Consider the following 12685-nt stretch of genomic DNA (forward strand, 5'->3'; position numbering starts at 1 on the left):
GTCCGTCTCCCCCTTTCCCTCCGCCCCGCAAGGAAACCACGCCATGTCCGCCGCGCAGATCATCGAGGACCTGACCCAACTGGGCGTCGAGCTATGGGCCGACGCCGGCCAGCTCCGCTTTCGTGCCCCGGCCTCGGTGCTGACCGAGGCGCACAAGGACGCCCTGCGTGCCCACAAGGCGGAGATCCTGTCACTGCTGGACCGCGAGCGTGACGTCACGGTGGTAGCCGACCCGGCGGCACGTCATGAACCGTTCCCGCTGACCGACGTGCAGGCGGCCTATCTCATCGGCCGGCAGGAATCGTTCGGCTACGGCGGCGTGGCCTGCCATGGCTATCTCGAAATGACCTGGCCCGACTTGCCCGCGGATGCGCTGGAGCGCGCATGGAACCTGCTCATTCACCGGCACGACATGTTGCGCGCCGTGATCGAACGGGATGGCTACCAGCACGTGCTGCCCGAGGTGCCGCTGCTGCGCATCGCCAGCACCGACCTGCGCGAAGCAGGCCCCTCCGTGGTCGCGGCACATATGGAAAGCATCCGCGAAGCGATGGATCACCGTGTGTACGACACGACTACCTGGCCACTGTTCGAGCTGCGCCACACGCGTACGCCCGATGGAGACGTGGTGCATTTCTCGCTGGACTCGCTCATCGCCGACTGGGCCAGCGCGGGCATCCTCTTCGACGAACTGGACGTGATCCTGGCCGGACACGAGGCGGAACTGGCTCCGCTGGACATCGGCTTCCGCGACTACCTGCTGGTCGAGCATCGCCTGCGCGATACGGCGCGTTACCGCAACGACCGGCGCTACTGGAGCGAGCGCGTGGACAGCCTCCCGGCCGCGCCGCAGCTGTCGCTCGCCGCCAGCGCCACGCAGGCGCCGGCACGCTTCGTCCGACACCACCTGCACCTGCCCGCAGGTGCGTGGGCCGCGTTCCGCGCCCATGCCGTGAACCACGGTGTGACGCCCACGGCGGGCCTCCTGACCGCATATGCCCGTGTCATCGCACGCTGGTCGCGCCAGCCGCATTTCACGCTCAACCTGACCCTGCTCAACCGCCTCCCGCTGCATCCACAGACTGATCGCCTCGTGGGCGATTTCACCTCGGTCAGCCTGCTCGAAGTGCGCCCGCCAACGGAGGAAGGCTTTGCGGCACAGGCAAGAGCCGTGGCGACGCAGTTGTTCGAGGATATGGACCACCGCCTGTTCTCCGGTGTGGAAACCGTCCGCGAGATCGCCCGTCGCCGTGGCCGCGAGGCGGCACTGATGCCCGTGGTGTTCACGGGCGCCATCGGCCTGCATGCCACCACGGCACCCGCCAGCGGACGCCGGCCCGGTCATGGCATCACGCAGACTCCGCAAGTCTTGCTCGACTGCCAGGCCGGCGATGGTCCGGACGGCCTGCGGGTGAGCTGGGATGTACGCGAACAGGCGTTCCCGGCCGGCATGGTCGAGGATATGTTCGAAGCCTTCAGCGTGCTCGTGGCACGCCTTGCAGACGATGCCAACGCATGGACCGCAGCCCTGGAGATCGCGTTGCCGACGTGGCAGCGCGAAGAACGCGATACGGTGAACGCTACAACGGTGCAACGCCGTCACCACCTGCTGCACGACGACATCCTGGTTCAGGTGAGCCGCCATCCCGACAAGGTGGCCGTCACCGATGCGCATGGCTCGCTCACCTTCGGTCAGCTCGCAGGCCGTGCGCACGGGCTTGCGTGCCAGCTGCGCGAACATGGCCTCACCAGCGGTGAACCGGTGGCCGTCGCCATGGAGAAATCATGCGGGCAGATCATCGCCGTGCTCGGCGTACTGCTTGCCGGCGGCGCCTATGTGCCTGTGGACCCCGCCCAGCCGCGCCAGCGGCGCGAACGCATCGTAGGCCAGGCGGGCATTCGTCTCGCCATCGCCCATGCGCCTGACGCCACCGTCGACTGGCCTGAATCGCTCGACTGGCTGTTCGTCAAGGATGCCGCCGAATCCGCAGCGGTGAAACCCAGCGTCGTCGCTCCGGATACGCTGGCCTATGTGATCTTCACCTCGGGCTCCACCGGCGAACCCAAGGGCGTGATGATCAGCCACGCCGCCGCACGCAACACCATTGACGATATCGACCGTCGCTTCGGCGTCGGCGAGAACGATCGCGTGCTCGGTCTCGCGCAGCTGGGTTTCGATCTTTCGGTCTACGACATCTTCGGCGTGCTCGGACGCGGCGGTACGCTCATCCTTCCCGACCCCGCACGCGGAGCCGATCCCTCGCACTGGGCGGAGCGCGTGGAGAACGCAGGCGTCACGCTGTGGAATTCGGTGCCGGCACAGATGCAGATGCTGGCCGATTTCCTCGACAGCGATCCGCGTGCGTTGCCCACCCTGCGCCTGGCGTTGTTGTCCGGCGACTGGATTGCGCTGAACCTACCCTTGCAGCTACGCCGGCATATACCCGACATCACCCTGATCGGCCTGGGAGGCGCCACCGAAGCTTCGATCTGGTCCAACTATCATCGCATCGACCACGTCGATCCTCGCTGGACCAGCATCCCCTACGGCGTGCCGCTGGCAAACCAGTGGTTCCGCGTGCTCGACGCCCGGATGCGCGACGTGCCCACCTGGGTGCCCGGCGACCTGTATATCGGCGGCGACGGCCTGGCGATGGGCTACCTGGGCGACGAAGCGCTCACCGCCTCGCGTTTCCTCGTGCATCCCCACGACGGAACCCGCCTGTATCGCACCGGTGATCTGGCACGTTATCTGCCCGGTGGCGAGCTGGAATTCCTCGGTCGTGAAGACGGCCAGGTAAAGCTGCGCGGACACCGCATCGAACTGGGCGAGATCGAATCCGCCCTGTGGTCGCATCCGGACGTGTCGGCCGCCGCCGTGGTGGTGTCGGAAGGCGATGGTGGCGAACGCACGCTACTGGGCTTCGTCGAAGCCGCGCGATGTACCGTCGATGCCACGGAGGATGTGCCGGGCCTGTCCGGCGTGCTCCGGCATGCCGAATGCGCCGGCTTCTCCGTCGCCCATGGCGCCTATGTGCGTGCCGTCCATGATGCCGCCCGTGAATCCATGCTGCATGCGCTGAGCCAGCGCGAGGCATGGCCTGTCGACGAGGCCGTTGATGCCGATACCCTGCTGGAGCGCACCCGCATCCACGAGCGGCATCGCTGGCTCGTACGCCTGTGGCTCGACGACCTGAGAGCCGCAGGCTGGCTCCATGTCGACGCACAGGAACGTCTGCGTCCCGTCCGCCCTGTCGATGCCGTCAGCGTCACCACGGCATGGCATCATGCCGCTTCGCAGGCGGCCGATGCCGGCACGCCCCTGGCCGTGATCGATTACCTGCGCGTGAACGCGGCGCGGCTGGATGCCCTGCTCGACGATGCCTGCAATCCGTTCGAGCTGCTGTTCCCCCAGGGTGGCAATGATCTTGCCCTGGCGCTTTACGGCGAAGAGCCGGCATCGCGCTACAACAACCATGCACTGGCAGCCCTTCTGCGCCAGATCGCCGCCCGGCGCGAGAGCGGCCAGCCTCTGCGCGTACTGGAAATCGGCGCAGGCACGGGCGCCACGACGAACGTTATCGCCCCCCTGCTCGACGGGCTCGACGTCGATTACCTGTTCACCGACCTGGGCAGTTTCTTCCTGCCCGAGTCACGCCAGCGTTTCGCCGTGTATCCGTGGCTGCGGCACAGCCTGTTCGACGTGGACCGCGACCATCGCGAACAGGGACTCGCGCCGGGTTCGTTCGATGTGGTGATCTGTGCCGGCGTGCTCGGCAGTGTCCGCGACCCGGATGCCGCGCTCACCCGTATCGGTGAGCTGCTGTCCTCCGATGGCTGGCTGCTGTTCACCGAGCCTACGCAGGACCATCCGCATATCCTTCTCAGCCAGGGGTTCATGATGTCGCCCGCCGGTGGCGACCGGGACCGTGGACGCAGCCCGTTCCTGTCCGCACCAGGCTGGCAGGACGCTATCCGCCGCAACGGGGGTGAGCTGGTCCTGGTGCTTCCCGGGGAAGACCACGCCCTGGCGCCGGGCGGCATGCGTTTCTTCGCCGCGCGCTACAAGCGCGACCGTCGCCCGCTTGCCGCCGCATCGCTGAACCGCCACCTCGGCGAACGCCTGCCCGCGCATATGGTGCCCGGCCAGTTGCAGGTGGTGGATCGCCTGCCGCTGACCGCGAACGGCAAGATCGATCGCAAGACGCTGGCCGCATGGCGTATTCGCACCGTCACCAGCGAGGGTGCAGACACGGCCGTCGAGGCCGACCCGCTGGAACGCCGCCTGTGCGCCATCTGGGCCGAGGCGCTCGGTGTGCCATCCCTGCGTCGCGACGACAACGTCTACGACCACGGGGCCGATTCGCTGATCCTGGCGCGCGTGGCCGGCCGCGTACGCGAGGAAGTGCCGGGCGCCGACGTGCACGCCTACGACACGATCCTGCGGCAGATGCTTAACGAGCCCAATGTCGCCGCACTGGCGCGCCTGCTACGGGGTGACGAAGCCCACGACAGCACGCCGACAACAACGACGACAACGAGCTCCGGCACGCGCGAGGGCAGCAATGCCCTGCTGGTGCCCTTCGGAGGTGGCGAAGGCGTGACCCGCGTCATGTTCCACGCCGCGCTGGGCACGCTCGATTACTTCCAGCACCTGGGCAAGTCGCTGGCCGCCCAGCAACAGGGGCCCGTCATCGGCGTGGCCGTCGCGGATACGGAGCGCTATCTCGCCATCGAGCCGCGCCGGCTCATCGAGACGGTGGCCGACGATTATGCGGAGCGCCTGCTGGCCGAAGGCCATACGCGCTTCCAGCTCGTCGGCTATTGCCTTGGCGGCCTGCTGGCGACGGAGGTGGCGCGACGACTGCACGCACGCGGCGTCGACGTGATGGACCTCTCGCTGGTGGACAGCATCCCCATGTTCATCGACACCGACGAGGAACTGGCCTTCGAAGCCATCTTTGTTCCCAACCTCAATCTCGATCCGGTCAAGGCCGTGTTCGGACCCGGCGTGGAGGACATGGACGTGTACCGCGCCATCGACCGTCTCATGCATGAACATGATCGCAAGGTACCCGCCGGCGCCATGGCGGCCTTGTCCGGCGACGCCGGGCTGGATGCCGTCGCGAAGGCCGCACGCCTGCGCGCTGCGATCCCGCAGGACGAACGCCTTGCCGCATACGCTGCCGCAGCATCCGCGCAGGCCGGCCTGCCGGTGTCGCCGGAGCTGGTGCCGGCTCTCTTCCGCGTCTGTCGCCACAGCATGCGCGCCGCGCGCTTCGATCCACCGCCCTACGTCGGCGACATGACCTATCTGCGCTGCGAGGAACAGCAGTCCTTCGGGGTAACCGGTGGCGTGGGCCATCTCGCTGCACCGTTCTGGGAAAACACCTGCCTGGGCGACTTCCGCCTGATCGACGTACCTGGCAACCACTTCAGCGTCATCGAACCTCCGCACGTCGCCATCGTGACGGAACACCTTTTGAACGCCCTCAGGAGCAAGGCATGAGTGATGCGGCACGGACGCAGGCACTTCCCACGCTACGCAGGCCGGTGGCCGGCCTCGTGCGTGCCGGCGTGCTGCTGGGCGGCATCGGTGCCCTCACGGCGCTGCTGCCCTTCGTGGGCCTGACCGAGCTGGCGAGAGCCCTGCTCACGCCGTCACCCGACACGTTATACGTCGTGCGCATCGCCATCGTCGTGGTGCTCGGCCTCGTGCTCGGCTGGGTGTGCACGGGCCTCGCGCTGTGGCTGACCCATGTCGCCGATCATCGGCTGCAGGCGTCGCTGCGCCGTGCGCTCGTCGGCCGGCTGGGTGCCGTGCCGCTGGGCTGGTATTCCGACAAGACCTCCGGCCAGGTCCGCAAGGCGGTGCAGGACGACCTCACCGAACTGCACCATCTCACCGCACATCACGATGTCGAGCTGGCGGGAGCCATCGCACTGCCGGTGGCTGGCCTCGCTTACCTGTGCTGGATCGACTGGCGCCTCGCGCTGCTGGCCGTGCTCACCTGGCCTATCTACGCCGTGGCCTACGCATGGATGATGCGCGGCTTCGGCGAGAAGATGGCGCAGCTGGACGAAAGCTTCGGCAAGGTCAGCGCCGCCATCGTGGAGTTCGTGCACGGCATCGCCGTGGTCAAGGCGTTCGGCCAGGGGCAGCGGGCACACAAGGCGTACGACGAAGCCGTGAGCGGCTTCGGTCGCCGTTATGCCGGATGGGTACGCCCCCTGCTCCGTCTCGAAGCGCTTACCTCCATGGCACTGTCCGTTCCGGTGATCCTGGTGGTCAGCCTCACGGGCGGCATCGCGATGATCGGGCGCGGATGGATCACGCCTCTCGACCTGTTCGCCGAAGTGCTGGTCGCCGTCGCCATGCCGCAGACCCTCCAGGCGATCAACCAGAGCCTCACGGCGCAGAAGCGCGCGCAGGCCGCCGCGGGGCGCATCGAAGACCTGCTTGGCGTGGTGTCCCTGCCGCGTCCTGCGCATCCGGAGGCACCCGTGGATGCCAGCATTGCCTTCGAGAATGTCAGCTTCGCATATGACGGCGAACACGGCGTGCTCGCCGATATCGATCTGTTCTGCCATCCCGGCACGCTGACCGCGCTGGTGGGCGCCTCCGGTGCCGGCAAATCCACGCTGGCCCGGCTGGTGCCACGCTTCTACGACGTCACGAAGGGACGCGTACGCATCGGCGGCGTGGATGTGCGCCAGATCGATCCGCGCCAACTTTATCGCCATGTCGGTTTCGTGCTCCAGGACGTGCAGCTCGTGCACGGCAGCGTGGCGGACAACCTTCGCCTGGGCAGGCCGGAGGCGACCGACGACGAAATGTCCGATGCCGCCCGCGCCGCGCGTATCCACGAACGCATCCTTGCCCTGCCGCGCGGCTACGCCAGCGTGATCGGCGAAGACGCCGTGCTCTCCGGCGGCGAGGCACAGCGTCTGTCCATCGCCCGCATGCTGCTCGCCGACACGCCGATCCTCGTGCTCGACGAAGCCACGGCCCATGCCGATCCGGAATCCGAGGCGCAAATCCAGGATGCCCTGTCCACGCTGGCGAAGGATCGCACCGTCATCGTCATCGCCCATCGGCTGGCCAGCGTGGTCGGCGCCGATCGCATCGTCGTGCTGGACCAGGGCCGCATCGCACAAAGCGGGCGCCACGAAGCGCTGCTGGCCATCGACGGTCCTTACCGGCGCCTGTGGCTTGCCGGCCAGCCGGTGCCCATCCCCACGAACGACAAGGAGGCCGTCTGATGCTGGCCGAACTCAGGCAGGTCCTCGGACCGTCGCAAGACACCCGCCTCTATCGCTACCTGGGCTGGCTCTGCGCATGGAGCGTGCTGGAAGCGCTCACGGTCGTCATGCTGGTGCCCTTGCTGGGCGCGCTGTTTCATGGCGACACCACCGACGCATGGCGCTGGTTGCTCGCCATGGCCGTCATGGCGCTGCTGACCTGCGTTGCCCGCTACGTGCAGTCGATGCGTGGCTTCGCGCTCGCGCTGGTCATCCTCGAAACCCTGCACAGTCGCCTGGGCGATCACGTGGCGCGCCTGCCGCTGGGATGGTTCTCGTCCGAGAAGGTCGGCCGGCTGTCGCGTAGCGCCACCGCCGGCACGATGATGGTGACGAACCTCTTCGCCCATCTGCTGGCGCCGGTGGTATCCGGTGTCCTGGTCCCGGGCGTGATCGCGCTGGCGATGCTCTGGCTGGACTGGCGCCTGGGCCTTACCGCCCTGCTCTGCACGCCACTGGTCTACGTGACGCATCGCTGGTCGGCGGATGCCATCGCCCGCAATGACGACGTGGTGGACGGCGCCGCCACCGTAGCAAGCAATCGCGTGGTGGAATTCGCGCGCAACCAGCACACGTTGCGCGCCTTCGGGCGCACCGAACAAGGCTACGCTCCGCTGGAAGATGCCATTGCCGCGCAGCGCGATGCGGGTGGCTCCATGGTCTCGCAGACCTTTCCACGCATCCTTGCCGGTGGACTTTCGGTCCAGCTCGCCTTCGCGGCACTCGTGGCCGTGGGCCTGTGGCTGGTGCTGCACGGCCAGGTGGAACCCGTGCGGCTGGTGGCGTTGCTAGCGCTGGCGGCGCGTTTCGTCGGTCCGCTGGCCGAAGCGGCGGCACGCAGCGGCCTGCTGCGCATGGCGGAAAACGACCTGCGCCGCCTTGCCGACATCCTCGCCACGCCGCCTTTGCCAGAACCCGCACATCCACGTGAAGCGACGGAACCCGGCCTGGTCGAACTCGACGACGTGCGTTTCGGCTACCGCGACGATGCGCCCGTGCTCAACGGCATCCGCCTGCGCATGCCCCCTCGCAGCATGACAGCCATCGTGGGTGCCTCCGGTTCCGGCAAGAGCACCCTGCTGAAACTGGTGATGCGTTTCTTCGACACGGGAAGCGGCCAGGTGCGCGTGGGTGGCGTCGATGTACGCGAGCAGGATGGCGCCGCCCTCATGGCGCAGCTGGCACCGGTCACCCAGGACGTCTACCTCTTCGACGACACGCTGGAAGCGAACATCCGCATCGGCCACCCCGATGCCAGCGACGCGCAATGGCATGAGGCGGCACGGCTGGCCGGCGTGGACGAGATCGCTTCACGGCTGGCCGATGGCTGGTCCACTCGCGTCGGCGAAGGTGGCAGTTCGCTTTCCGGTGGCGAACGCCAGCGTGTGTCACTGGCCCGTGCCCTGCTCAAGCAGGCGCCCGTCGTGCTGCTCGACGAAGCCACGGCCGCGCTGGATGCCGAGAACGAACGCTTTGTGCAGGAGGCGGTGATCCGCCTGCGCCGCGAAGCCACCCTGATCGTCGTGGCCCACCAGTTGCCCACGGTGATGGCCGCCGACCGCATCGTCGTACTCGACCAGGGCCGCATCGCCGAATCCGGCACGCACGACGAACTGCTGGCCCGCAACGGCCATTACGCCGCGTTCTGGCACGAACGCCAGCGCGCGAAGGGATGGCGCCTCACCAACGGAACCAACGCATGACGGTCGATCTAGCCATCGTCGGCGGTTATGGCGATGTCGGCCGCCAGGCCGCGCGCCACTGGCTTGCCCTGCACAAGGATGCATCGCCCACCCTGCGCATCGGCGGCCGTGATGCTGCGGCAGCGGCCGGCATGGTGGCATGGCTCCGGGATCTGTATCCGGCACTGGCCCATGGCATCTCGTCCGTCGCGGTCGATGTCTTCGACAAGGCTTCGCTCCATGATTTCGTGGATGACGCCGATGTCGTGCTCAACTGCGCAGGGCCGTCTTACCACATCGGCGATCGCGTGGCCCGCGCAGCCTTGCGCGCCCACGTCGACTATGTGGATGCCGCGGGTGACGACAACCTCGCCGCCATGATTCGCTCAGGCGCGCCGGTGGGTCGTCGCATGGTGTTGTCCGCCGGCATGCGACCGGGCCTCAGCGGCCTGCTCCCGCGCTGGCTCGCCGCCGATATGCCCAACCCCCGGCGCATGACCAGCCATATCGGCGTGCTCGATCGTTTCACCCGGGCCGCCGCGCAGGATTTCCTGCATGCGGGAAACGGCGGCGACAGCGTGCCGCTGTCCGCCTGGCGCGGTGGCGTGCGCCATCGCCTGCTGCGTCGGCTGGACGACCAGATCGTTCCCGGATTCCGTCAGCGGGTCGCGTTGCTGCCTTATCTGGATCGCGAAGCAGAGCGGCTGGCCCGCGCGCTGCGGCTGGAGGAAGGCGACTGGTATACGGCCGTCGAGGGAGAGAAGGTGCTGGCCGTCTTCGACCGCACCCATGCGCTGCCTCGCGATGAAGCCGCCGACGCGCTCCGCCTGGCCAGCACGGTAGATCTTGCCAGCCGCGAACCGCGCGTGACGATGCTCGTGCAGATGGATGCGGATGACGAAAGCCGGAGCATCCTGGTGCAGGCCGATGGCAACGCCACCCTGAGCGGCGCCTTTGCCGCCGTCACCTGTGCTGCCGTCGGGCAGGGTCGCATGCGCACCGGCATCCATCACGCCGCCGACGTACTGGACCCTGTTGCCACGATGACGGCGTTGCAGGGTCTGGGTGCCTTCGGCACCTTCGTCGTGCTCGACGGTCCCGCGACCCTGCTGTGGGAAGCCGAGGAAGGTGCGCTGTGACGATCGACGCCGCACGCGCGCACGAAGCGGGGCTGCATGCCCTGGACCAGCACCTGCCTGGCGGCCTGGCGGCGTTGCCTGCCTCAGCGGCTCCGCTCCGGCGCCTTGAACGCCGGAGCCTTGCCGCCCAAGGTGATCTGCTTCGCCGGCATGCCGGGCTCGATAACACGAGCGGCCTGTCCCGTGACGTGATCCACGAACGCCTCGGGGTGGCATCGCGCCATCGCTGGCTGCTGGATCGCTGGCTCGTGGCGCTGGAAGCCAACGGCATCATCGAACACAAAGGCGGTCACTGGCGCGAGCGCAACGAGCATGGCCTCGTCGTGGAAGGCGATCTCTTCGACGACTACGCATCGCTCGGCTTCCCCCCGCGCCTGGCCACCCTGCACCATGCATCGCTGGGCCACCTGCACGCCTTGTTGCGCGACGAACTCTCGCTGCCGTCGCTGCTTTTCCCTGACGGGCGCATCGTCGAATCGCTGGCCGCCTATCAACGCAATCCGTTCACGGCCTACGTCAATGCGGCCTGCGGCGAATGGCTGCGCCAGCATCCGGGACGCGGTTCCGCCCTGCGCGTGCTGGAACTGGGCGGCGGTCCCGGGCTCACCACGGCAGCGGCACTGGACGCCTTGCAGGATCGGCCGGTGGATTACCTGTTCACCGACGTGTCGCGGCTGTTTACCCAGGCCATGCAACGCCCCGGTCTTCGCCATGCCCTGCTCGACATCGATGGCAATTTTGTCACGCAGGACATACCCCGCGGCCGCTTCGACGTGGTCGTGGCGGGCAACGTGCTGCACAACGCGAAGGACATCGACTGCACGCTCGCGTCCATCCGGGCCGCACTCGCGCCCGGCGGCTGGCTGGTCTTTACCGAGGCCGTGGCCGACAACCTGATCCTGCTCACCTGCATGCAGTTCCTGCTGTCGGCCGGTCCCGGCCAGCTGCGGGCTGGCAGCGGCGACATACGAGCCGAAACGGGTGAAGTGTTTCTCGATGAGGTGCGTTGGCGCGAACGGCTGGCAGCGAACGGCTTCACGACGCTTGCCGTGTTGCCGGATCGCGCGACGCCAGCCCTCGAACGCGGCGGCCAGTACGTCTTCCTCGCCAGCGCCACGGAGAGCCATCCATGAGCCCGCGTCCCGTCTTCGTCATCGCCGTGCCGCTGGATGAACCCTGCGCGGACCTGCTCGCAGGGCACGGCGACGCCGACGTGCATCGTCTCGATGTCGTCGCCCCTGGCAAGCTGCTCGTGGGCCTCGAACGTCTTCGGGCAACGCACGCCGTGCTGAGCACTGCACAGTTCGATGCCCTCCGGCTTCATCCGGCTTTCGCTCTCGCTGACCTGGATACACTCGGCAAGATCTATCTTGCCGGCGATGCGCCGCTTCCCGTCGTGGCAGGATTCGATGTGCAACGACTGGCAACGACCAGCCGCGACCCGGCCCTGGCCGTGGATGGGGAGATCGTTGCTGCCGATACCGACAAGCGCCTGGCCGGTGCGGATTACACCGCAGGCCGCATCGCCACCGAAGCCCTCTCGGTGGCCGCACTGCACAGCATGCTCGATGGCCTGCGCCGTGCCGGTGCCTTCATCGATGCCGATGACGTACTGAACGCCACTGACCTGCTTGAGCGTGTGCGAGCCGATCCCCATCAACGCACGCTCCTGCGGCGCTGGTTGCGCGTGCTGACGGCCGAAGGCCTGCTTCGCCACCATGAAGGGCGCTTCCGCCTCGCCAGCGGGCACGCTACCGAAGCGACACCCGACTGGGACCACGTGGAGCGCTTATGGCTCGCGGCGGGTGACACGGCGCACACGCTGCGTTTCGCGAGGGACGCCGCCTCGGCACTTCCCGAGCTGATCGACGGCAGCCTGAAAGCCGTGCACCTGCTGTTTCCACAAGGCGACCTTGCGCTCGCCCATGCGCTGTACCGCGAGAGCATCGCGGCCCGCTACCAGCACGCTGCCGTCGCCAGTTGCCTGTCACGCATTGCGCAAAGCAGGCAGGGTGCCCGGTTGCGCATCCTCGAAGCCGGTGGTGGCACCGGTGCCACCACGGACCAGGCATGGCCGGCCCTGCGTGACCACGACGTCGATTACCTGTTCACCGATGTCTCGCGTTTCTTCCTTCAGCAGGTCGAGGCCCGCCATCCCGGCCTGCGCACGGGCCTGTACGACATCGACCGTTCGCCATCCGGGCAAGGCCATGCCGTGGGCAGCATCGACGTCATCGTCGCCGGTGGCGTACTCAATGCCGCACGCAACACCGATGCGTCGCTGCGCTGGCTCGCCAGCCTGCTCGCGCCCGGCGGCTGGCTCGTGCTGAGCGAGCCCACGGTCGAGGAATACTGGGTGATGGCCTCCCAGGCCTTCATGCTCGCCGAGCCCGACGACGAGCGCGCGGCCAGCCAGTCCACCTTCCTCTCCCACGCGCAATGGCTCGATGCCCTCGCCGGCGCCGGCCTGCAAACCCTCGTCGACCTGCCTCCCCCCGGTCACGCCCTTGCCTCCCTCGGTCACCGCGTCTTCGCGACGCAGGTCGCCCCAACGCCCTGAAT

6 protein-coding genes are annotated in these 12685 nt (G+C 67.8%); all 6 read left to right on the plus strand.

Annotation, left to right across the window (positions count from 1 at the left end):
- The first annotated feature begins 43 nt into the window (after positions 1 to 43).
- From HBF25_RS04245 to HBF25_RS04270, 6 genes are read left to right on the plus strand one after another with little or no spacing between them, the layout of a single operon-like run.
- Entirely contained in the window at positions 44 to 5509 is a 5466-nt protein-coding gene (locus HBF25_RS04245; RefSeq protein ID WP_166946698.1) for a non-ribosomal peptide synthetase, read from the plus strand.
- The gene (locus tag HBF25_RS04250) at positions 5506 to 7263 is read left to right on the plus strand and encodes an ABC transporter ATP-binding protein (protein ID WP_166946699.1); all 1758 of its coding nucleotides are present in this window, start codon (positions 5506 to 5508) and stop codon (positions 7261 to 7263) included. Before HBF25_RS04245 ends, HBF25_RS04250 begins: the two co-directional genes overlap by 4 nt.
- A complete protein-coding gene (locus tag HBF25_RS04255; RefSeq protein WP_166946700.1) occupies positions 7263 to 9005 on the plus strand; it encodes an ABC transporter ATP-binding protein in 1743 nt (580 codons plus the stop codon). Before HBF25_RS04250 ends, HBF25_RS04255 begins: the two co-directional genes overlap by 1 nt.
- Complete coding sequence (locus tag HBF25_RS04260; RefSeq protein WP_166946701.1) at positions 9002 to 10123, plus strand: saccharopine dehydrogenase NADP-binding domain-containing protein; 1122 nt, start codon at positions 9002 to 9004, stop codon at positions 10121 to 10123. The genes HBF25_RS04255 and HBF25_RS04260 overlap by 4 nt, the downstream gene beginning before the upstream one ends.
- Complete coding sequence (locus HBF25_RS22510) at positions 10120 to 11256, plus strand: methyltransferase (protein WP_166946702.1); 1137 nt, start codon at positions 10120 to 10122, stop codon at positions 11254 to 11256. The genes HBF25_RS04260 and HBF25_RS22510 overlap by 4 nt, the downstream gene beginning before the upstream one ends.
- Complete coding sequence (locus HBF25_RS04270) at positions 11253 to 12683, plus strand: class I SAM-dependent methyltransferase (protein WP_166946703.1); 1431 nt, start codon at positions 11253 to 11255, stop codon at positions 12681 to 12683. The genes HBF25_RS22510 and HBF25_RS04270 overlap by 4 nt, the downstream gene beginning before the upstream one ends.
- The last annotated feature ends 2 nt before the right edge of the window (positions 12684 to 12685 follow it).

This window comes from Luteibacter anthropi (genome assembly GCF_011759365.1).
Classification (GTDB): domain Bacteria; phylum Pseudomonadota; class Gammaproteobacteria; order Xanthomonadales; family Rhodanobacteraceae; genus Luteibacter; species Luteibacter anthropi.